General features: G+C 66.2%; 3 protein-coding genes and 4 pseudogenes. All 7 read left to right on the top strand.

Features of this window, described 5'->3' with window-relative positions; genetic code table 11:
* Nucleotides 1–81: 81 nt before the first annotated feature.
* Nucleotides 82–2,505: pseudogene (locus NLN62_RS53895) on the top strand (condensation domain-containing protein); the annotation flags it as partial.
* Nucleotides 2,448–4,844 carry an amino acid adenylation domain-containing protein gene (locus tag NLN62_RS53900; RefSeq protein WP_371933188.1) on the top strand — a complete coding sequence of 799 codons (2,397 nt, stop codon included), beginning with the start codon at nt 2,448–2,450 and terminating at the stop codon, nt 4,842–4,844. The pseudogene NLN62_RS53895 and the gene NLN62_RS53900, both read left to right, overlap by 58 nt.
* A gap of 14 nt (nt 4,845–4,858) precedes the next feature.
* Nucleotides 4,859–5,746 (top strand): annotated as a pseudogene (locus tag NLN62_RS53905) (condensation domain-containing protein); the annotation flags it as partial.
* 178 nt (nt 5,747–5,924) lie between these two features.
* A pseudogene (locus tag NLN62_RS53910) lies at nt 5,925–6,347 on the top strand (AMP-binding protein); the annotation flags it as partial.
* A 77-nt stretch (nt 6,348–6,424) separates the two neighbouring features.
* Complete coding sequence (locus tag NLN62_RS51625) at nt 6,425–8,881, top strand: condensation domain-containing protein (protein WP_254114330.1); 2,457 nt, start codon at nt 6,425–6,427, stop codon at nt 8,879–8,881.
* Between the two features lie 48 nt (nt 8,882–8,929).
* Nucleotides 8,930–23,790, top strand: a pseudogene (locus tag NLN62_RS53915) (amino acid adenylation domain-containing protein).
* A 140-nt stretch (nt 23,791–23,930) separates the two neighbouring features.
* Nucleotides 23,931–24,545 carry a thioesterase domain-containing protein gene (locus tag NLN62_RS51670; protein ID WP_254114388.1) on the top strand — a complete coding sequence of 205 codons (615 nt, stop codon included), beginning with the start codon at nt 23,931–23,933 and terminating at the stop codon, nt 24,543–24,545.
* Nucleotide 24,546: the final 1 nt, after the last annotated feature.

The raw sequence follows: 24,546 nt of genomic DNA on the forward strand, positions 1-24,546 counted from the left end.
ACCTCCGCATTGCTTCAGGGAAGCAAAAATCTGGAATGTTTGGCCTCGCAAGTTCTCATTCTTGCCGGAGAGCTGCCAAAGGCTGAGCTCATCCGAAGTCTGGCGCCCGCATCCATTGTCAACGCTTATGGACCTACCGAAGCAACAGTCTGCGCGACGGTTTGGAGTTGCCCAGCTGGATTTGATGGAGACATTGTCCCGATTGGGCGTCCGATCGCGAACACGCGGGTGTATCTTCTGGACGGTCATGGCGCGCCTGTTCCGTTTGGGGCGGCAGGAGAGCTTTACATCGGCGGGGCCGGCGTTGCGCGCGGCTATCTGAACCGGCCGGAGCTGACGGCGGCGCGGTTCATCGCCAGCCCCTTTGTGGCAGGCGACCGGCTGTACAAGACCGGGGATCTGGCGCGCTATCTGCCGGACGGCAATCTGGAGTTCTTGGGCCGCAACGACGAGCAGGTGAAGATCCGCGGCTTCCGGATCGAGCCGGGTGAGATCGCGGCGCGGCTTTGCGAGCATGCCTTGGTGCGCGAGGCGGTGGTGGTGGCGCGCGAGGACCGCAGCGGCGATAAACACCTTGTCGGCTATGTGGTGTGTGCGCCTGAAGCAGCTTCGAACGGGCCGGATGGCGGCGCGCTGGCCGGCGCGTTGCGCGCGCATGTGAGTGCGCACCTGCCGGACTACATGGTGCCGAGTGCGTTTGTGCGGGTTGCGGCACTGCCCTTGACGCCGAACGGCAAGCTGGACCGCCAGGCGCTGCCGGCACCGGAGGATGAGGCGTATGCGCGGCGGAGCTACGAGCCGCCGCAAGGCGAGATCGAGACCGCGCTGGCAACGCTCTGGGCGGAGCTTCTGGGGCTAGAGCGGGTCGGTCGGCACGACCACTTCTTCGAACTGGGCGGCCACTCGCTGCTGGCGGTGCGGCTGTTGAGCCGGCTGTCGCAGGCGCTGGGTGTAGAGCTGCCGCTGAGGACGTTGTTTGCCAAACCGGTGCTAGCCGATCTGGCTCGCGAGATTTCTATTACCTTGCTGGAAGGAGAATTTGATCGTGACGAGCTTCAGAAGTTTCTCGGTGGCTAGATAATGACAGATTTAGTTAGGACCGGCTTGGAAAAGCTGGATGTTGAAGGCTTAACTAAGCTTCTCTTACTCGCCAAAGATAGAAACCGGGGTGGCAGACGAAAAGGGACTGTGATCCCAAAGGTTGAACGCGAAGGCGCTCTAGCACCTTCGTTTGCGCAGCAGCGGCTGTGGTTTTTGGCGCAGCTGGATGAGACCAGCACGACCTATCACATGCCGTTGGCGTGGCGGCTGCGCGGCGTGCTCGACCGCAGCGCCTGGCAGCGCAGCCTTGACCGTGTGTTGGCGCGTCATGAGGCACTGCGCAGCATCTTTGTCGCCTCGGAGGGCAAGCCCTCGGTTGAGGTTCTGCCGCCGGATGCGGGGCTGCCGGTCATAGAGCACGATCTGCAGGGTATGCCGGATGCAGACGAGGCGCTTTTGGATTTGTGCCAGGAAGAGGCGCGCACGCCGTTCGCTCTGGCGCGCGGCCCGCTGATCCGCGGCCGGCTGATCCGGCTGTCGGACGAGGAGCACGTCTTCCTGCTGACCCAGCATCACATTGTCTCGGATGGCTGGTCGCTGGGCGTGTTGGCGCGTGAACTCAGTCAGCTGTACCGGGCGTTTGAGGCCGGACAAGACGATCCGCTGCCGCCGCTTGCGATCCAGTATCCGGACTATGCCGCCTGGCAGCGGCAGTGGCTCTCGGGCGAGCGGCTCTCGAACCAGGCGCAGTATTGGCGCAACACCCTGTCTGGCGCGCCGGCGCGCCTGGCGTTGCCAACGGACCGGCCGCGGCCGGCGCAACAGTCCTTTGCCGGAGCCAGTGTGCCTGTCGTGATCGATGCAGATCTGACGCGGGGCTTGAGGCGGCTGAGCCGGCAGCATGGCACGACCTTGTTCACGACGGTGTTGGCGGCGTGGGCGGCGGTGCTGTCGCGTCTATCGGGGCAGGACGACATCGTGATCGGGGTGCCGACTGCCAATCGCGGTCGCCGTGAGATCGAAGAGCTGATTGGCTTCTTCGTCAACACCCTGGCACTTCGCCTCGACCTGTCGGGCGAGCCGAGCGTGGCGGAGCTGTTGGAGCGGACGCGGCGCACGGCCTTGGCGGCGCAGGAGCATCAGGACCTGCCGTTTGAGCAGGTGGTGGAGATTGTGCAGCCGCCCCGGCGTCTTGATCACACGCCGGTGTTCCAGGTGATGCTGGCCTGGGGGAACAACGCCGGTGGATCCTTCGATCTTCCCGGGCTGATGGTGGAGATGGTGGGGAATGGGTACGATCAGGTCAAGTTTGATCTGGAGCTGAACTTAAGCGAGCATGGCGAGGTCATCGCCGGAATGCTGGGCTATGCGACCGCGCTGTTCGATCAAGCGAGCATTGAGCGGCAGTGCGGTTATCTGCTGCGCTGCTGCGGGCGATGGTTGCCGATGCAGAGCAGCCGGTGAGCCGGATTGGGCTGCTGCCGGCCGCTGAGCGGGCGTATCTGCTGGAGGAGCTGAACCGGACGGCGGCGGCGTATCCGTCGGAGGCGTGCATCCACGAGCTGTTCGAGGCGCAGGTAGCCAGGGCGCCGGAGGCGGAGGCGGTGGTCTGTGCGGAGGAGCGCGTGAGCTATGGCGAGCTCAATGCGCGGGCCAACCGTCTGGCGCATCATCTGACCGGGCTCGGGGTGAGGCCGGATCAGCCGGTGGCGATCTGCCTTGCGCGCAGTCCGGCGATGGTGGTGGGGCTTTTGGCGATCCTCAAGGCGGGGGGCGCGTATCTGCCGCTGGATCCGGCCTATCCGTCGGCGCGGCTGCGCCAGGTGCTCGACGATGCGGCGCCGCGGCTCTTGCTGGCCGATGCGGCCGGCCGTGCCGCGCTGGGCTGCGAGGCGCTGCTCGATAGGACGGTGGTGGACCTCGACACGGCAACGCCGGCCTGGGCGAACCTGCCGGCCTCCGATCCGGACCCGCGCGCGCTCGGCCTGAGCTCACGCCACCTCGCCTATGTGATCTACACCTCGGGATCATCAGGCACCCCCAAGGGCGTCATGGTCGAGCATCGGGGTTTGGCCAATCTTGTAGCATGGCATGTGCAAACGTTTTGTCCGCAGCGAGATACCTGCTGCGCATTCACGGCTGGAGTCGCATTCGATGCCAGCAGTTGGGAGCTATGGTCTGCGTTATGTAACCGCAGCAGATTGCTGCTCCCGCCCAGAGCATCAGCGGGAGATTCTCTCCATCTGTTGAAATGGTGGCGTGATCAATCGCTGGACGTCGCCTTTTTGATCACGCCGCTCGCTACAATCGCGTTAGAAGATAAGCTGATAAATCCTACATTGGAGTACTTGCTTATTGGCGGGGATCGTCTCCAGCGTGTGCCTGGGCCTCTACCAGCGGCTCTCAAGCTAATAAACAACTACGGCCCTACCGAAGTGACGGTCGTGGCGACCTCAGGACGGCTCTTCAGCGACAACGCTGTGCCGCATATTGGCCGTCCAATCGCGAACACGCAGGTGTATCTTCTGGACGGTCATGGCGCGCCTGTTCCGTTCGGGGCGGTGGGAGAGCTTTACATCGGCGGGGCCGGCGTTGCGCGCGGCTATCTGAACCGGCCGGAGCTGACGGCGGAGCGGTTCATCGCCAGCCCCTTTGTGGCAGGCGACCGGCTGTACAAGACCGGGGATCTGGCGCGCTATCTGCCGGACGGCAATCTGGAGTTCTTGGGCCGCAACGACGAGCAGGTGAAGATCCGCGGCTTCCGGATCGAGCCGGGTGAGATCGCGGCGCGGCTTTGCGAGCATGCCTTGGTGCGCGAGGCGGTGGTGGTGGCGCGCGAGGACCGCAGCGGCGATAAACACCTTGTCGGCTATGTGGTGTGTGCGCCTGAAGCAGCTTCGAACGGGCCGGATGGCGGCGCGCTGGCCGGCGCGTTGCGCGCGCATGTGAGTGCGCACCTGCCGGACTACATGGTGCCGAGTGCGTTTGTGCGGGTTGCGGCACTGCCCTTGACGCCGAACGGCAAGCTGGACCGCCAGGCGCTGCCGGCACCGGAGGATGAGGCGTATGCGCGGCGGAGCTACGAGCCGCCGCAAGGCGAGATCGAGACCGCGCTGGCAACGCTCTGGGCGGAGCTTCTGGGGCTAGAGCGGGTCGGTCGGCACGACCACTTCTTCGAACTGGGCGGCCACTCGCTGCTGGCGGTGCAACTGATGGAGCGGCTGCGGCGGCTGTCGCTTGGGGTCGAGGTGCGCACCCTGTTCGCCAAGCCGGTGCTGGCGGATCTGGCGGCGAGCCTTGGCAGCCATCAGGAGGTGGCGGTCCCGGCCAACCTGATCAGCGAGCAGAGTACGGCGATCACGCCAGAGATGCTGCCGCTGATCGAGCTTACGCAGGGCGAGATCGACCGGATCGTCGCCACGGTGCCGGGTGGGGCCGGCAACATCCAGGACATTTATGGCTTGTCGCCGCTGCAGGACGGCATCCTGTTCCATCATCTGTTGGCCGGCCAGGGCGATCCGTACCTGCTGGTCAGTCAGATGGCGTTCGCCGACCGTGGGCTATTGGAGCGCTATCTTGGTGCGGTTCAGCGGGTGGTGGACCGGCACGATATCCTGAGGACGTCGTTTGTCTGGGAAGGCCTGTCGCGCCCGGCCCAGGTGGTGTGGCGCAATGCGCCACTGGGGGTGAGCGAGGTCGCGCTGGCTGGCTGTGATGGTCCCGGCCCCGATGAGCTCCGGCTGAGGTTGATCCGCGCCGGCAGCGTATCGAGCTTGGCCGGGCGCCGCTGTTGCGGTTTGTGATCGCGCGCGAGGCGGGCGGCGCGCGCTGGCTGCTGCTGCAGCTGCAGCACCATTTGATCGGGGATCACACGACGCTGGAGGTGATGCATGCCGAGGTCCGGGCCGTGCTGGAGGGACGAGAGCATGAGCTGAGCGCACCACAGCCGTTCCGCAACCTGGTGGCGGCGGCACGGCTGGGCGTTGATGCAAAGGCGCACGAAGAGTTCTTCCGGACGATGCTGGCCGACATCGACGAGCCGAGCACGCCGTTTGGCTTGCGCGAGGTCCACGGCGACGGCAGCGGGGCCCGTGAGGCGCAGCGGATGCTGCCGCAGGCGCTCAACGCGCGGCTGCGGGTGCAGGCACGGCGGCTTGGGGTGAGCCTGGCGAGCCTGTGCCATCTGGCCTGGGGCCAGGTGGTGGCGCGCAGCAGCGGCCGCGAGCAGGTGGTGTTCGGCACGGTGCTGTTCGGCCGCATGCATGGCGGCGCCGGTGGCGACCGCACCATGGGGCTGTTCATCAACACCCTGCCGCTGCGGCTTGACCTGGACGGAAGCGGGGTCGAGGCGAGCGTGCGGACCACGCACGCCCGGCTTTCCGAGCTGCTGGCGCATGAACATGCCTCGCTGGCCTTGGCGCAACGCTGCAGCGGCGTTGCGGCGCCGGCGCCGCTGTTCAGTTCGCTGTTGAACTACCGCCACAACATGCCGGCGGCAATCTCCGGCGCCGGCGCCGACGATGGGCTATCCGGCGTGGAATGGCTGGGCGGGGAGGAGCGCACCAACTATCCGCTGACCTTGTCGGTGGAGGACTTTGGCGAGGCGCTCGGGGTGACGGCGCAGGTGGCGGAAGGCGTCTCAGCGGATCGGGTCTGCGGCTACATGCAGCGGACGCTCGAGCAGCTGGCGGAGGCGCTGGAGCGGGCGCCGAACACGCCGGTGCGCGAGCTGGACATCCTGCCGGCCGCTGAGCGGGCGTATCTGCTGGAGGAGCTGAACCGGACGGCGGCGGCGTATCCGTCGGACGTGCATCCACGAGCTGTTCGAGGCGCAGGTAGCCAGGGCGCCGGAGGCGGTGGCGGTGGTCTGTGCGGAGGAGCGCGTGAGCTATGGCGAGCTCAATGCGCGGGCCAACCGTCTGGCGCATCATCTGACCGGGCTCGGGGTGAGGCCGGATCAGCCGGTGGCGATCTGCCTTGCGCGCAGTCCGGCGATGGTGGTGGGGCTTTTGGCGATCCTCAAGGCGGGGGGCGCGTATCTGCCGCTGGATCCGGCCTATCCGTCGGCGCGGCTGCGCCAGGTGCTCGACGACGCGGCGCCGCCGCTGGTGCTGGCCGATGCGGCCGGCCGTGCCGCGCTGGGCTGCGAGGCGCTGCTCGATAGGACGGTGGTGGACCTCGACACGGCAACGCCGGCCTGGGCGAACCTGCCGGCCTCCGATCCGGACCCGCGCGCGCTCGGCCTGAGCTCACGCCACCTCGCCTATGTGATCTACACCTCGGGATCATCAGGCACCCCCAAGGGCGTCATGGTCGAGCATGCGAGCACCGTGAACCTGCTGCAGTGGAGCAGTGCCGTGTTTGCGGATCAGAGATCAGCCGCATGCTGTTCTCCACCTCGATCAGTTTTGACCTGTCGGTCTATGAGTGCTTCGTTCCGCTGTCGCAAGGCGGCACCCTGTATGTTGTCGACAATGCGCTGGCGCTGGCGCAAACGTCATTGGATGTCACGCTGATCAACACAGTGCCTTCGGCGCTCGCCGCTCTGCTCGACAAGAACGCAGTGCCGGCTTCGGCAAGCATCATCAATCTGGCGGGTGAGCGGCTGAAGGCAGGTCTGATCGAGAAGATCTTCGAGAGCAGTCGGATCGAGAAGCTTTGTAATCTGTACGCACCTTCCGAGACAACGACGTACTCGACCTGGATTTGCATGCCGAGGGGAGAGGCTGTCGTTGAGACGATTGGCCGTCCAATCGCGAACACGCAGGTGTATCTTCTGGACGGTCATGGCGCGCCTGTTCCGTTCGGGGCGGTGGGAGAGCTTTACATCGGCGGGGCCGGCGTTGCGCGCGGCTATCTGAACCGGCCGGAGCTGACGGCGGCGCGGTTCATCGCCAGCCCCTTTGTGGCAGGCGACCGGCTGTACAAGACCGGGGATCTGGCGCGCTATCTGCCGGACGGCAATCTGGAGTTCTTGGGCCGCAACGACGAGCAGGTGAAGATCCGCGGCTTCCGGATCGAGCCGGGTGAGATCGCGGCGCGGCTTTGCGAGCATGCCTTGGTGCGCGAGGCGGTGGTGGTGGCGCGCGAGGACCGCAGCGGCGATAAACACCTTGTCGGCTATGTGGTGTGTGCGCCTGAAGCAGCTTCGAACGGGCCGGATGGCGGCGCGCTGGCCGGCGCGTTGCGCGCGCATGTGAGTGCGCACCTGCCGGACTACATGGTGCCGAGTGCGTTTGTGCGGGTTGCGGCACTGCCCTTGACGCCGAACGGCAAGCTGGACCGCCAGGCGCTGCCGGCACCGGAGGATGAGGCGTATGCGCGGCGGAGCTACGAGCCGCCGCAAGGCGAGATCGAGACCGCGCTGGCAACGCTCTGGGCGGAGCTTCTGGGGCTAGAGCGGGTCGGGCGGCACGACCACTTCTTCGAACTGGGCGGCCACTCGCTGCTGGCGGTGCAACTGATGGCGCGGCTGCGGCGGCTGTCGCTTGGGGTCGAGGTGCGCACCCTGTTCGCCAAGCCGGTGCTGGCGGATCTGGCGGCGAGCCTTGGCAGCCATCAGGAGGTGGCGGTCCCGGCCAACCTGATCAGCGAGCAGAGTACGGCGATCACGCCAGAGATGCTGCCGCTGATCGAGCTTACGCAGGGCGAGATCGACCGGATCGCAGCTGAATCAGTCGCCACGGTGCCGGGTGGGGCCGGCAACATCCAGGACATTTATGGCTTGTCGCCGCTGCAGGACGGCATCCTGTTCCATCATCTGTTGGCCGGCCAGGGCGATCCGTACCTGCTGGTCAGTCAGATGGCGTTCGCCGACCGTGGGCTATTGGAGCGCTATCTTGGTGCGGTTCAGCGGGTGGTGGACCGGCACGATATCCTGAGGACGTCGTTTGTCTGGGAAGGCCTGTCGCGCCCGGCCCAGGTGGTGTGGCGCAATGCGCCACTGGGGGTGAGCGAGGTCGCGCTGGCTGGCTGTGATGGTCCCGGCCCCGATGAGCTCCGGCTGAGGTTTGATCCGCGCCGGCAGCGTATCGAGCTTGGCCGGGCGCCGCTGTTGCGGTTTGTGATCGCGCGCGAGGCGGGCGGCGCGCGCTGGCTGCTGCTGCAGCTGCAGCACCATTTGATCGGGGATCACACGACGCTGGAGGTGATGCATGCCGAGGTCCGGGCCGTGCTGGAGGGACGAGAGCATGAGCTGAGCGCACCACAGCCGTTCCGCAACCTGGTGGCGGCGGCACGGCTGGGCGTTGATGCAAAGGCGCACGAAGAGTTCTTCCGGACGATGCTGGCCGACATCGACGAGCCGAGCACGCCGTTTGGCTTGCGCGAGGTCCACGGCGACGGCAGCGGGGCCCGTGAGGCGCAGCGGATGCTGCCGCAGGCGCTCAACGCGCGGCTGCGGGTGCAGGCACGGCGGCTTGGGGTGAGCCTGGCGAGCCTGTGCCATCTGGCCTGGGGCCAGGTGGTGGCGCGCAGCAGCGGCCGCGAGCAGGTGGTGTTCGGCACGGTGCTGTTCGGCCGCATGCATGGCGGCGCCGGTGGCGACCGCACCATGGGGCTGTTCATCAACACCCTGCCGCTGCGGCTTGACCTGGACGGAAGCGGGGTCGAGGCGAGCGTGCGGACCACGCACGCCCGGCTTTCCGAGCTGCTGGCGCATGAACATGCCTCGCTGGCCTTGGCGCAACGCTGCAGCGGCGTTGCGGCGCCGGCGCCGCTGTTCAGTTCGCTGTTGAACTACCGCCACAACATGCCGGCGGCAACGCCGGCGCCGGCGCCGACGATGGGCTATCCGGCGTGGAATGGCTGGGCGGGGAGGAGCGCACCAACTATCCGCTGACCTTGTCGGTGGAGGACTTTGGCGAGGCGCTCGCGGGTGACGGCGCAGGTGGCGGAAGGCGTCTCAGCGGATCGGGTCTGCGGCTACATGCAGCGGACGCTCGAGCAGCTGGCGGAGGCGCTGGAGCGGGCGCCGAACACGCCGGTGCGCGAGCTGGACATCCTGCCGGCCGCTGAGCGGGCGTATCTGCTGGAGGAGCTGAACCGGACGGCGGCGGCGTATCCGTCGGACAAGTGCATCCACGAGCTGTTTGAGGCGCAGGTAGCCAGGGCGCCGGAGGCGGTGGCGGTGGTCTGTGCGGAGGAGCGCGTGAGCTATGGCGAGCTCAATGCGCGGGCCAACCGTCTGGCGCATCATCTGACCGGGCTCGGGGTGAGGCCGGATCAGCCGGTGGCGATCTGCCTTGCGCGCAGCGTGGCGATGGTGGTGGGGCTTTTGGCGATCCTCAAGGCGGGGGGCGCGTATCTGCCGCTGGATCCGGCCTATCCGTCGGCGCGGCTGCGCCAGGTGCTCGACGACGCGGCGCCGCCGCTGGTGCTGGCCGATGCGGCCGGCCGTGCCGCGCTGGGCTGCGAGGCGCTGCTCGATAGGACGGTGGTGGATCTCGACACGGCAACGCCGGCCTGGGCGAACCTGCCGGCCTCCGATCCGGACCCGCGCGCGCTCGGCCTGAGCTCACGCCACCTCGCCTATGTGATCTACACCTCGGGATCATCAGGCACCCCCAAGGGCGTCATGGTCGAGCATCGGGGTTTGGCCAATCTTGTAGCATGGCATGTGCAAACGTTTTGTCCGCAGCGAGATACCTGCTGCGCATTCACGGCTGGAGTCGCATTCGATGCCAGCAGTTGGGAGCTATGGTCTGCGTTATGTAACCGCAGCAGATTGCTGCTCCCGCCCAGAGCATCAGCGGGAGATTCTCTCCATCTGTTGAAATGGTGGCGTGATCAATCGCTGGACGTCGCCTTTTTGATCACGCCGCTCGCTACAATCGCGTTAGAAGATAAGCTGATAAATCCTACATTGGAGTACTTGCTTATTGGCGGGGATCGTCTCCAGCGTGTGCCTGGGCCTCTACCAGCGGCTCTCAAGCTAATAAACAACTACGGCCCTACCGAAGTGACGGTCGTGGCGACCTCAGGACGGCTCTTCAGCGACAACGCTGTGCCGCATATTGGCCGTCCAATCGCGAACACGCAGGTGTATCTTCTGGACGGTCATGGCGCGCCTGTTCCGTTCGGGGCGGTGGGAGAGCTTTACATCGGCGGGGCCGGCGTTGCGCGCGGCTATCTGAACCGGCCGGAGCTGACGGCGGAGCGGTTCATCGCCAGCCCGTTTGTGGATGGCGACCGGCTGTACAAGACCGGGGATCTGGCGCGCTATCTGCCGGACGGCAATCTGGAGTTCTTGGGCCGCAACGACGAGCAGGTGAAGATCCGCGGCTTCCGGATCGAGCCGGGTGAGATCGCGGCGCGGCTTTGCGAGCATGCCTTGGTGCGCGAGGCGGTGGTGGTGGCGCGCGAGGACCGCAGCGGCGATAAACACCTTGTCGGCTATGTGGTGTGTGCGCCTGAAGCAGCTTCGAACGGGCCGGATGGCGGCGCGCTGGCCGGCGCGTTGCGCGCGCATGTGAGTGCGCACCTGCCGGACTACATGGTGCCGAGTGCGTTTGTGCGGGTTGCGGCACTGCCCTTGACGCCGAACGGCAAGCTGGACCGCCAGGCGCTGCCGGCACCGGAGGATGAGGCGTATGCGCGGCGGAGCTACGAGCCGCCGCAAGGCGAGATCGAGACCGCGCTGGCAACGCTCTGGGCGGAGCTTCTGGGGCTAGAGCGGGTCGGTCGGCACGACCACTTCTTCGAACTGGGCGGCCACTCGCTGCTGGCGGTGCAACTGATGGAGCGGCTGCGGCGGCTGTCGCTTGGGGTCGAGGTGCGCACCCTGTTCGCCAAGCCGGTGCTGGCGGATCTGGCGGCGAGCCTTGGCAGCCATCAGGAGGTGGCGGTCCCGGCCAACCTGATCAGCGAGCAGAGTACGGCGATCACGCCAGAGATGCTGCCGCTGATCGAGCTTACGCAGGGCGAGATCGACCGGATCGTCGCCACGGTGCCGGGTGGGGCCGGCAACATCCAGGACATTTATGGCTTGTCGCCGCTGCAGGACGGCATCCTGTTCCATCATCTGTTGGCCGGCCAGGGCGATCCGTACCTGCTGGTCAGTCAGATGGCGTTCGCCGACCGTGGGCTATTGGAGCGCTATCTTGGTGCGGTTCAGCGGGTGGTGGACCGGCACGATATCCTGAGGACGTCGTTTGTCTGGGAAGGCCTGTCGCGCCCGGCCCAGGTGGTGTGGCGCAATGCGCCACTGGGGGTGAGTGAGGTCGCGCTGGCTGGCTGTGATGGTCCCGGCCCCGATGAGCTCCGGCTGAGGTTTGATCCGCGCCGGCAGCGTATCGAGCTTGGCCGGGCGCCGCTGTTGCGGTTTGTGATCGCGCGCGAGGCGGGCGGCGCGCGCTGGCTGCTGCTGCAGCTGCAGCACCATTTGATCGGGGATCACACGACGCTGGAGGTGATGCATGCCGAGGTCCGGGCCGTGCTGGAGGGACGAGCATGAGCTGAGCGCACCACAGCCGTTCCGCAACCTGGTGGCGGCGGCACGGCTGGGCGTTGATGCAAAGGCGCACGAAGAGTTCTTCCGGACGATGCTGGCCGACATCGACGAGCCGAGCACGCCGTTTGGCTTGCGCGAGGTCCACGGCGACGGCAGCGGGGCCCGTGAGGCGCAGCGGATGCTGCCGCAGGCGCTCAACGCGCGGCTGCGGGTGCAGGCACGGCGGCTTGGGGTGAGCCTGGCGAGCCTGTGCCATCTGGCCTGGGGCCAGGTGGTGGCGCGCAGCAGCGGCCGCGAGCAGGTGGTGTTCGGCACGGTGCTGTTCGGCCGCATGCATGGCGGCGCCGGTGGCGACCGCACCATGGGGCTGTTCATCAACACCCTGCCGCTGCGGCTTGACCTGGACGGAAGCGGGGTCGAGGCGAGCGTGCGGACCACGCACGCCCGGCTTTCCGAGCTGCTGGCGCATGAACATGCCTCGCTGGCCTTGGCGCAACGCTGCAGCGGCGTTGCGGCGCCGGCGCCGCTGTTCAGTTCGCTGTTGAACTACCGCCACAACATGCCGGCGGCATGCTCCGGCGCCGGCGCCGACGATGGGCTATCCGGCGTGGAATGGCTGGGCGGGGAGGAGCGCACCAACTATCCGCTGACCTTGTCGGTGGAGGACTTTGGCGAGGCGCTCGGGGTGACGGCGCAGGTGGCGGAAGGCGTCTCAGCGGATCGGGTCTGCGGCTACATGCAGCGGACGCTCGAGCAGCTGGCGGAGGCGCTGGAGCGGGCGCCGAACACGCCGGTGCGCGAGCTGGACATCCTGCCGGCCGCTGAGCGGGCGTATCTGCTGGAGGAGCTGAACCGGACGGCGGCGGCGTATCCGTCGGAGGCGTGCATCCACGAGCTGTTTGAGGCGCAGGTAGCCAGGGCGCCGGAGGCGGTGGCGGTGGTCTGTGCGGAGGAGCGCGTGAGCTATGGCGAGCTCAATGCGCGGGCCAACCGTCTGGCGCATCATCTGACCGGGCTCGGGGTGAGGCCGGATCAGCCGGTGGCGATCTGCCTTGCGCGCAGCGTGGCGATGGTGGTGGGGCTTTTGGCGATCCTCAAGGCGGGCGGGCGTATCTGCCGCTGGACCCGGCCTATCCGAGCGCGCGGCTCAAGCAGGTTCTTGACGATGCGGCGCCGCCGCTGGTGCTGGCCGATGCGGCCGGCCGTGCCGCGCTGGGCTGCGAGGCGCTGCTCGATAGGACGGTGGTGGACCTCGACACGGCAACGCCGGCCTGGGCGAACCTGCCGGCCTCCGATCCGGACCCGCGCGCGCTCGGCCTGAGCTCACGCCACCTCGCCTATGTGATCTACACCTCGGGATCATCAGGCACCCCCAAGGGGGCACAGAATGAGCATCGGGCTATCGTCAATCGCTTGATCTGGATGCAAAGAGCCTTTGGTCTCAAGGCGACTGATGTCCTCTTGCAGAAGACGCCATTCGGCTTCGATGTCTCGGTCTGGGAGTTCTTCTGGACGCTGCTTGAAGGGGCGACCCTGGTGCTGGCGCCTGCGGGTGCGCACAAAGATCCCGATGCATTGGTCGACTTGATCATCAGAGAACACATCACGACGGCTCACTTCGTCCCATCCATGCTGGTCAGCTTTATGGATACGAAGGGTGTTGATCGCTGCACATCGCTGCAGCGTCTCATCTGCAGTGGCGAGGCGCTTCCTGCGGCCAGTGTGCATCAGGTTCGGCGACTATTGCCTTGGACCGGCCTGCACAATCTATACGGTCCGACGGAAGCTGCGATCGACGTCACCGCGTGGAGTTGCCCCGTTGATTTTGATGGGTCGGTTGTCCCGATTGGCCGTCCGATTGCGAACACGCGGGTGTATCTTCTGGACGGTCATGGCGCGCCTGTTCCGTTCGGGGCGGCAGGCGAGCTCTACATCGGCGGGGCCGGCGTTGCGCGCGGCTATCTGAACCGGCCGGAGCTGACGGCGGCGCGGTTCATCGCCAGCCCCTTTGTGGCAGGCGACCGGCTGTACAAGACCGGGGATCTGGCGCGCTATCTGCCGGACGGCAATCTGGAGTTCTTGGGCCGCAACGACGAGCAGGTGAAGATCCGCGGCTTCCGGATCGAGCCGGGTGAGATCGCGGCGCGGCTTTGCGAGCATGCCTTGGTGCGCGAGGCGGTGGTGGTGGCGCGCGAGGACCGCAGCGGCGATAAACACCTTGTCGGCTATGTGGTGTGTGCGCCTGAAGCAGCTTCGAACGGGCCGGATGGCGGCGCGCTGGCCGGCGCGTTGCGCGCGCATGTGAGTGCGCACCTGCCGGACTACATGGTGCCGAGTGCGTTTGTGCGGGTTGCGGCACTGCCCTTGACGCCGAACGGCAAGCTGGACCGCCAGGCGCTGCCGGCACCGGAGGATGAGGCGTATGCGCGGCGGAGCTACGAGCCGCCGCAAGGCGAGATCGAGACCGCGCTGGCAACGCTCTGGGCGGAGCTTCTGGGGCTAGAGCGGGTCGGGCGGCACGACCACTTCTTCGAACTGGGCGGCCAGTCGCTGCTGGCGGTGCGGCTGTTGGAGCCGGCTGTCGCAGGCGTCGCTTGGGGTCGAGCTGCGCAGGACGTTGTTTGCCAAACCGGTGCTGGCCGATCTGGCGGCGAGCGTCGGGAGGAGTCAGAGCCGCTCCGGTCCGCAACACCTGATCGGCGATGGTCGGCGGGTCGCGCGAAGCGCCGCTGGTGCTGCGTTTGCGCAGCAGCGGCTGTGGTTTTTGGCGCAGCTGAATCAGGATAGCACGACCTATCACATGCCGCTGGCGTGGCGGCTGCGCGGCGTGCTCGATCGCATCGCTGGCAGCGCAGCCTTGACCGTGTGTTGGCGCGTCATGAGGCGCTGCGCAGCATCTTTGTCGCCTCGGAGGGCAAGCCCCGGGTTGAGATCAGCCGCCGGATGCGGGGCTGCCGGTCATCCTGAGAGCACGATCTGCAGGGTATGCCGGATGCAGACGAGGCGCTTTTGGATCTGTGCCAGGAAGAGGCGCGCACGCCGTTCGCTCTGGCACGCGGCCCGCTGATCCGGGGCCGGCTGATCCGGCTGTCGGACGAGGAGCACGTCTTCCTGCTGACCCAGCATCACATTGTCTCGGATGGCTGGTCGCTGGGCGTGTTGGCGCGTGAGCTCAATCAGCTGTACCGGGCGTTTGAGGCTGGAGAGGACGATCCGCTGCCGCCGCTTGCGATCCAGTATCGGACTATGCCGCCTGGCAGCGGCAGTGGCTGGGCGAACGGCTCTCGAACCAGGCGCAGTATTGGCGCAACACCCTGTCGGGCGCTCCGGCACGTCTGGCGTTGCCAACGGACCGGCCGCGGCCGGCGCAACAGTCCTTTGCCGGAGCCAGTGTGCCTGTCGTGATCGATGCAGATCTGACGCGGGGCTTGAGGCGGCTGAGCCGGCAGCATGGCACGACCTTGTTCACGACGGTGCCATGGCGGCGTGGGCGGCGGTGCTGTCGCGTCTATCGGGGCAGGACGACATCGTGATCGGGGTGCTGAGCGCATGCATCGCGGTCGCCGTGAGATCGAAGAGCTGATTGGCTTCTTCGTCAACACCCTGGCGGTTCGCCTCGACCTGGACGTCGGGCGAGCCGAGCGTGGCGGAGCTGTTGGCGCGGACGCGGCGCACGGTCTTGGCGGTGCAGGCGCATCAGGACCTCGCTGTTTGAGCAGGTGGTGGAGATCGTTGCGGCCCGGCGCGGCGCCGGCGCCGCTGTTCAGTTCATCTTGATCACACGCCGTTGTTCCAGGTGATGCTGGCTTGGGAGAACAACGCCGGTGGATCCTTCGATCTTCCCGGGCTGATGGTGGAGATGGTGGGGAATGGGTACGATCAGGTCAAGTTTGATCTGGAGCTGAACTTAAGCGAGCATGGCGAGGTCATCGCCGGAATGCTGGGCTATGCGACCGCGCTGTTCGATCGGCTACAAGCGAGCATTGCGCGAGCAGCTGGCGGTTATTCGCTGGCGCTGCTGCGGGCGATGGTTGCCGATGCAGAGCAGCCGGTGAGACGGATCCTGCCGGCCGCTGAGCGGGCGTATCTGCTGGAGGAGCTGAACCGGACGGCGGCGGCGTATCCGTCGGAGGCGTGCATCCACGAGCTGTTTGAGGCGCAGGTAGCCAGGGCGCCGGAGGCGGAGGCGGTGGTCTGTGCGGAGGAGCGCGTGAGCTATGGCGAGCTCAATGCGCGGGCCAACCGTCTGGCGCATCATCTGACCGGGCTCGGGGTGAGGCCGGATCAGCCGGTGGCGATCTGCCTTGCGCGCAGTCCGGCGATGGTGGTGGGGCTTTTGGCGATCCTGAAGGCGGGGGCGCGTATCTGCCGCTGGATCCGGCCTATCCGTCGGCGCGGCTGCGCCAGGTGCTTGACGACGCGGCGCCGCCGCTGGTGCTGGCCGATGCGGCCGGCCGTGCCGCGCTGGGCTGCGAGGCGCTGCTCGATAGGACGGTGGTGGACCTCGACACGGCAACGCCGGCCTGGGCGAACCTGCCGGCCTCCGATCCGGACCCGCGCGCGCTCGGCCTGAGCTCACGCCACCTCGCCTATGTGATCTACACCTCGGGATCATCAGGCACCCCCAAGGGCGTCATGGTCGAGCATGCGAGCACCGTGCGCTTGTTCGTGGAGCAGTGCCGTGTTTGCGGAACATGAGATCATGCCGTGCCTGTTCTCATTCCTTCTCGTTTTGACCTCTCGGTCTATGAGTGCTTGTTCCGCTGTCGCAAGGCGGCACCCTGTATGTTGTCGACAATGCGCTGGCGCTGGCGCAAACGTCATCTGGATGTCACGCTGATCAACACAGTGCCTTCGGCGCTCGCCGCTCTGCTCGACAAGAACGCAGTGCCGGTTTCCGCAAGCGTGATTTTCGTGCGGCGAGCGGCTGAAGGTAGGCCTCATAGAGAAGGCGTTCGAGAGCAGTCGCGTAGAGAAGATCAATAACCTTTACGCGCATCTGAAACCACCACATGTCACCAACCGGATCTGCCGTCGAACCGCCGCCTCGGGCTGTCGTTGAGACGATTGGCGTCATTGCGAACACGCGGGTGTATCTGCTTGACGGTTACGGTGCGCCTGTTCCGTTCGGGGCGGTGGGCGAGCTTTACATCGGCGGGGCCGGCGTTGCGCGCGGCTATCTGAACCGGCCGGAGCTGACGGCGGCGCGGTTCATCGCCAGCCCCTTTGTGGCAGGCGACCGGCTGTACAAGACCGGGGATCTGGCGCGCTATCTGCCGGACGGCAATCTGGAGTTCTTGGGCCGCAACGACGAGCAGGTGAAGATCCGCGGCTTCCGGATCGAGCCGGGTGAGATCGCGGCGCGGCTTTGCGAGCATGCCTTGGTGCGCGAGGCGGTGGTGGTGGCGCGCGAGGACCGCAGCGGCGATAAACACCTTGTCGGCTATGTGGTGTGTGCGCCTGAAGCAGCTTCGAACGGGCCGGATGGCGGCGCGCTGGCCGGCGCGTTGCGCGCGCATGTGAGTGCACACCTGCCGGACTACATGGTGCCGAGTGCGTTTGTGCGGGTTGCGGCACTGCCCTTGACGCCGAACGGCAAGCTGGACCGCCAGGCGCTGCCGGCACCGGAGGATGAGGCGTATGCGCGGCGGAGCTACGAGCCGCCGCAAGGCGAGATCGAGACCGCGCTGGCAACGCTCTGGGCGGAGCTTCTGGGGCTAGAGCGGGTCGGTCGGCACGACCACTTCTTCGAACTGGGCGGCCACTCGCTGCTGGCGGTGCGGCTGTTGAGCCGGCTGTCGCAGGCGCTGGGTGTAGAGCTGCCGCTGAGGACGTTGTTTGCCAAACCGGTGCTAGCCGATCTGGCGGTGAGCATCGTGGAGGAGTTGAGCCGCTCCGGTCCGCAACACCTGCCGGCGATGGTCGGCGGGTCGCGCGAAGCGCCCCTGGTGCTGTCGTTTGCGCAGCAGCGGCTGTGGTTTTTGGCGCAGCTGGATGAGACCAGCACGACCTATCACATGCCGTTGGCGTGGCGGCTGCGCGGCGTGCTCGACCGCAGCGCCTGGCAGCGCAGCCTTGACCGTGTGTTGGCGCGTCATGAGGCACTGCGCAGCATCTTTGTCGCCTCGGAGGGCAAGCCCTCGGTTGAGGTTCTGCCGCCGGATGCGGGGCTGCCGGTCATGGAGCACGATCTGCAGGGTATGCCGGATGCAGACGAGGCGCTTTTGGATTTGTGCCAGGAAGAGGCGCGCACGCCGTTCGCTCTGGCGCGCGGCCCGCTGATCCGCGGCCGGCTGATCCGGCTGTCGGACGAGGAGCACGTCTTCCTGCTGACCCAGCATCACATTGTCTCGGATGGCTGGTCGCTGGGCGTGTTGGCGCGTGAACTCAGTCAGCTGTACCGGGCGTTTGAGGCCGGACAAGACGATCCGCTGCCGCCGCTTGCGATCCAGTATCCGGACTATGCCGCCTGGCAGCGGCAGTGGCTCTCGGGCGAGCGGCTCTCGAACCAGGCGCAGTATTGGCGCAACACCCTGTCTGGCGCGCCGGCGCGCCTGGCGTTGCCAACGGACCGGCCGCGGCCGGCGCAACAGTCCTTTGCCGGAGCCAGTGTGCCTGTCGTGATCGATGCAGATCTGACGCGGGGCTTGAGGCGGCTGAGCCGGCAGCATGGCACGACCTTGTTCACGACGGTGTTGGCGGCGTGGGCGGCGGTGCTGTCGCGTCTATCGGGGCAGGACGACATCGTGATCGGGGTGCCGACTGCCAATCGCGGTCGCCGTGAGATCGAAGAGCTGATTGGCTTCTTCGTCAACACCCTGGCACTTCGCCTCGACCTGTCGGGCGAGCCGAGCGTGGCGGAGCTGTTGGAGCGGACGCGGCGCACGGCCTTGGCGGCGCAGGAGCATCAGGACCTGCCGTTTGAGCAGGTGGTGGAGATTGTGCAGCCGCCCCGGCGTCTTGATCACACGCCGGTGTTCCAGGTGATGCTGGCCTGGGGGAACAACGCCGGTGGATCCTTCGATCTTCCCGGGCTGATGGTGGAGATGGTGGGGAATGGGTACGATCAGGTCAAGTTTGATCTGGAGCTGAACTTAAGCGAGCATGGCGAGGTCATCGCCGGAATGCTGGGCTATGCGACCGCGCTGTTCGATCAAGCGAGCATTGCGCGGCAGTGCGGTTATCTGCTGGCGCTGCTGCGGGCGATGGTTGCCGATGCAGAGCAGCCGGTGAGCCGGATTGGGCTGCTGCCGGCCGCTGAGCGGGCGTATCTGCTGGAGGAGCTGAACCGGACGGCGGCGGCGTATCCGTCGGACAAGTGCATCCACGAGCTGTTCGAGGCGCAGGTAGCCAGGGCGCCGGAGGCGGAGGCGGTGGTCTGTGCGGAGGAGCGCGTGAGCTATGGCGAGCTCAATGCGCGGGCCAACCGTCTGGCGCATCATCTGACCGGGCTCGGGGTGAGGCCGGATCAGCCGGTGGCGATCTGCCTTGCGCGCAGTCCGGCGATGGTGGTGGGGCTTTTGGCGATCCTCAAGGCGGGGGGCGCGTATCTGCCGCTGGATCCGGCCTATCCGTCGGCGCGGCTGCGCCAGGTGCTCGACGACGCGGCGCCGCCGCTGGTGCTGGCCGATGCGGCCGGCCGTGCCGCGCTGGGCTGCGAGGCGCTGCTCGATAGGACGGTGGTGGACCTCGACACGGCAACGCCGGCCTGGGCGAACCTGCCGGCCTCCGATCCGGACCCGCGCGCGCTCGGCCTGAGCTCACGCCACCTCGCCTATGTGATCTACACCTCGGGATCATCAGGCACCCCCAAGGGCGTCATGGTCGAGCATCGAGCACCGGCCAATCTTGCTAGCATGGCATGTGCAAACGTTTTGTCCGCAGCGAGATACCTGCTGCGCATTCACCTCGATCGCATTCGATGCCAGCAGTTGGGAGCTATGGTCTGCGTTATGTAACCGCAGCGATTGCTATGTTGTCGACAATCAGCGGGAGCTGGCCATCTGTTGAAATGTGGCGTGATCAATCGCTGGACGTCGCCTTTTTGATCACGCCGCTCTGCTCGACAATCGCGTTAGAAGATAAGCTGATAAATCCTACAATTGGCGGGTGAGCGGCTGAAGGCGGGGATCGTCTCCAGCGTGTGCCTCGGCCTCTACCAGCGGCTCGAAGCTTTAAACAACTGTACGGCACCTTCCGAAGTGACGGTCGTGGCGACCTCAGGACGGCTCTTCAGCGACAACGCTGTGCCGCATATTGGCCGTCCAATCGCGAACACGCAGGTGTATCTTCTGGACGGTCATGGCGCGCCTGTTCCGTTCGGGGCGGTGGGAGAGCTTTACATCGGCGGGGCCGGCGTTGCGCGCGGCTATCTGAACCGGCCGGAGCTGACGGCGGAGCGGTTCATCGCCAGCCCGTTTGTGGATGGCGACCGGCTGTACAAGACCGGGGATCTGGCGCGCTATCTGCCGGACGGCAATCTGGAGTTCTTGGGCCGCAACGACGAGCAGGTGAAGATCCGCGGCTTCCGGATCGAGCCGGGTGAGATCGCGGCGCGGCTTTGCGAGCATGCCTTGGTGCGCGAGGCGGTGGTGGTGGCGCGCGAGGACCGCAGCGGCGATAAACACCTTGTCGGCTATGTGGTGTGTGCGCCTGAAGCAGCTTCGAACGGGCCGGATGGCGGCGCGCTGGCCGGCGCGTTGCGCGCGCATGTGAGTGCGCACCTGCCGGACTACATGGTGCCGAGTGCGTTTGTGCGGGTTGCGGCACTGCCCTTGACGCCGAACGGCAAGCTGGACCGCCAGGCGCTGCCGGCACCGGAGGATGAGGCGTATGCGCGGCGGAGCTACGAGCCGCCGCAAGGCGAGATCGAGACCGCGCTGGCAACGCTCTGGGCGGAGCTTCTGGGGCTAGAGCGGGTCGGTCGGCACGACCACTTCTTCGAACTGGGCGGCCACTCGCTGCTGGCGGTGCAACTGATGGAGCGGCTGCGGCGGCTGTCGCTTGGGGTCGAGGTGCGCACCCTGTTCGCCAAGCCGGTGCTGGCGGATCTGGCGGCGAGCCTTGGCAGCCATCAGGAGGTGGCGGTCCCGGCCAACCTGATCAGCGAGCAGAGTACGGCGATCACGCCAGAGATGCTGCCGCTGATCGAGCTTACGCAGGGCGAGATCGACCGGATCGTCGCCACGGTGCCGGGTGGGGCCGGCAACATCCAGGACATTTATGGCTTGTCGCCGCTGCAGGACGGCATCCTGTTCCATCATCTGTTGGCCGGCCAGGGCGATCCGTACCTGCTGGTCAGTCAGATGGCGTTCGCCGACCGTGGGCTATTGGAGCGCTATCTTGGTGCGGTTCAGCGGGTGGTGGACCGGCACGATATCCTGAGGACGTCGTTTGTCTGGGAAGGCCTGTCGCGCCCGGCCCAGGTGGTGTGGCGCAATGCGCCACTGGGGGTGAGCGAGGTCGCGCTGGCTGGCTGTGATGGTCCCGGCCCCGATGAGCTCCGGCTGAGGTTTGATCCGCGCCGGCAGCGTATCGAGCTTGGCCGGGCGCCGCTGTTGCGGTTTGTGATCGCGCGCGAGGCGGGCGGCGCGCGCTGGCTGCTGCTGCAGCTGCAGCACCATTTGATCGGGGATCACACGACGCTGGAGGTGATGCATGCCGAGGTCCGGGCCGTGCTGGAGGGACGAGAGCATGAGCTGAGCGCACCACAGCCGTTCCGCAACCTGGTGGCGGCGGCACGGCTGGGCGTTGATGCAAAGGCGCACGAAGAGTTCTTCCGGACGATGCTGGCCGACATCGACGAGCCGAGCACGCCGTTTGGCTTGCGCGAGGTCCACGGCGACGGCAGCGGGGCCCGTGAGGCGCAGCGGATGCTGCCGCAGGCGCTCAACGCGCGGCTGCGGGTGCAGGCACGGCGGCTTGGGGTGAGCCTGGCGAGCCTGTGCCATCTGGCCTGGGGCCAGGTGGTGGCGCGCAGCAGCGGCCGCGAGCAGGTGGTGTTCGGCACGGTGCTGTTCGGCCGCATGCATGGCGGCGCCGGTGGCGACCGCACCATGGGGCTGTTCATCAACACCCTGCCGCTGCGGCTTGACCTGGACGGAAGCGGGGTCGAGGCGAGCGTGCGGACCACGCACGCCCGGCTTTCCGAGCTGCTGGCGCATGAACATGCCTCGCTGGCCTTGGCGCAACGCTGCAGCGGCGTTGCGGCGCCGGCGCCGCTGTTCAGTTCGCTGTTGAACTACCGCCACAACATGCCGGCGGCAATCTCCGGCGCCGGCGCCGACGATGGGCTATCCGGCGTGGAATGGCTGGGCGGGGAGGAGCGCACCAACTATCCGCTGACCTTGTCGGTGGAGGACTTTGGCGAGGCGCTCGGGGTGACGGCGCAGGTGGCGGAAGGCGTCTCAGCGGATCGGGTCTGCGGCTACATGCAGCGGACGCTCGAGCAGCTGGCGGAGGCGCTGGAGCGGGCGCCGAACACGCCGGTGCGCGAGCTGGACATCCTGCCGGCCGCTGAGCGGGCGTATCTGCTGGAGGAGCTGAACCGGACGGCGGCGGCGTATCCGTCGGAGGCGTGCATCCACGAGCTGTTTGAGGCGCAGGTAGCCAGGGCGCCGGAGGCGGTGGCGGTGGTCTGTGCGGAGGAGCGCGTGAGCTATGGCGAGCTCAATGCGCGGGCCAACCGTCTGGCGCATCATCTGACCGGGCTCGGGGTGAGGCCGGATCAGCCGGTGGCGATCTGCCTTGCGCGCAGCGTGGCGATGGTGGTGGGGCTTTTGGCGATCCTGAAGGCGGGCGGGGCGTATCTGCCGCTGGACCCGGCCTATCCGAGCGCGCGGCTCAAGCAGGTTCTTGAGGATGCGGCGCCGCCGCTGGTGCTGGCTGATGCGGCCGGCCGTGCCGCGCTGGGCTGCGAGGCGCTGCTCGATAGGACGGTGGTGGATCTCGACACGGCAACGCCGGCCTGGGCGAACCTGCCGGCCTCCGATCCGGACCCGCGCGCGCTCGGCCTGAGCTCACGCCACCTCGCCTATGTGATCTACACCTCGGGATCATCAGGCACCCCCAAGGGCGTCATGGTCGAGCATGCGAGCACCGTGAACCTGCTGCAGTGGAGCAGTGCCGTGTTTGCGGAATCAGAGATCAGCCGCATGCTGTTCTCCACCTCGATCAGTTTTGACCTGTCGGTCTATGAGTGCTTCGTTCCGCTGTCGCAAGGCGGCACCCTGTATGTTGTCGACAATGCGCTGGCGCTGGCGCAAACGTCATTGGATGTCACGCTGATCAACACAGTGCCTTCGGCGCTCGCCGCTCTGCTCGACAAGAACGCAGTGCCGGCTTCGGCAAGCATCATCAATCTGGCGGGTGAGCGGCTGAAGGCAGGTCTGATCGAGAAGATCTTCGAGAGCAGTCGGATCGAGAAGCTTTGTAATCTGTACGCACCTTCCGAGACAACGACGTACTCGACCTGGATTTGCATGCCGAGGGGAGAGGCTGTCGTTGAGACGATTGGCCGTCCAATCGCGAACACGCAGGTGTATCTTCTGGACGGTCATGGCGCGCCTGTTCCGTTCGGGGCGGTGGGTGAGCTTTACATTGGCGGGGCCGGCGTTGCGCGCGGCTATCTGAACCGGCCGGAGCTGACGGCGGCGCGGTTCATCGCCAGCCCCTTTGTGGCAGGCGACCGGCTGTACAAGACCGGGGATCTGGCGCGCTATCTGCCGGACGGCAATCTGGAGTTCTTGGGCCGCAACGACGAGCAGGTGAAGATCCGCGGCTTCCGGATCGAGCCGGGTGAGATCGCGGCGCGGCTTTGCGAGCATGCCTTGGTGCGCGAGGCGGTGGTGGTGGCGCGCGAGGACCGCAGCGGCGATAAACACCTTGTCGGCTATGTGGTGTGTGCGCCTGAAGCAGCTTCGAACGGGCCGGATGGCGGCGCGCTGGCCGGCGCGTTGCGCGCGCATGTGAGTGCGCACCTGCCGGACTACATGGTGCCGAGTGCGTTTGTGCGGGTTGCGGCACTGCCCTTGACGCCGAACGGCAAGCTGGACCGCCAGGCGCTGCCGGCACCGGAGGATGAGGCGTATGCGCGGCGGAGCTACGAGCCGCCGCAAGGCGAGATCGAGACCGCGCTGGCAACGCTCTGGGCGGAGCTTCTGGGGCTAGAGCGGGTCGGGCGGCACGACCACTTCTTCGAACTGGGCGGCCACTCGCTGCTGGCGGTGCAGTTGCTCAGTCGCGCACTCGATCTCGGGCTCAAGTTCAGCGCCGCCGACCTCTTCCAAGCCCCGTTCTAAAGGAACTTGCATCAAAGATTCATTTGGAACCACAGCCCAGCAGCTCGGGAGTGATTTGTGTTTCTCGAGAAACCGGATCGCAGCCGCCGCTGTTCTTTGTTCCCACAGGTTTGGGCGATTGCTCCTATGTCCTTAGTTTGGTGCAGGAGATGGACACAGGATGTCCTGTCTACGCTTTGCCATGGCCGCCATTTAGTGAAGTTCAATTTCCAACTCTTAAAGAGATGGCCTCGCAACTCAATTTGGCAATCCGAAAGATCCAGCCACGAGGTCCATATCGCCTCGCTGGATACTCATCAGGAGGAATTTTGGCTTACGCAATTGCGCAACGGTTACTGGATCAAGACGAAGCTGTTTCATTCATCGCTCTAATTGACGTTGTGCTATCTTCGCGTCCATCACGCGTATCGCCCACCCAAATGGTACAAGAAGTGCTCCTGGAATCTCTCGAACCAGACGACGAGAGGTTCGAACTACTTGAACGCTTCTCTGGACGAAGTTCAATTTCTCAATTCCTTGAAAAGGCACAGAAAATTGGAGTGATCCCTTTCGATCGCAACCTGCACAATGACATCCTGACGTATGAAAGGGCCATACAGTTCCAACGGGCGCTGGACTCGTATCAAGTTCCGTCCCTCCCAATCGAGGTATACCAGTTCTATGCCAATGAACCTCTTCGCCACCGGGCACGATCTCGCAAAAATTCTATAGGTCCAGAAGCACGCTCGCCTTTGCGGGGTGGGACCGAATTTTGAG

The sequence above is a fragment of the Bradyrhizobium sp. CCGUVB23 genome, assembly GCF_024199885.1.
Classification (GTDB): Bacteria; Pseudomonadota; Alphaproteobacteria; order Rhizobiales; family Xanthobacteraceae; genus Bradyrhizobium.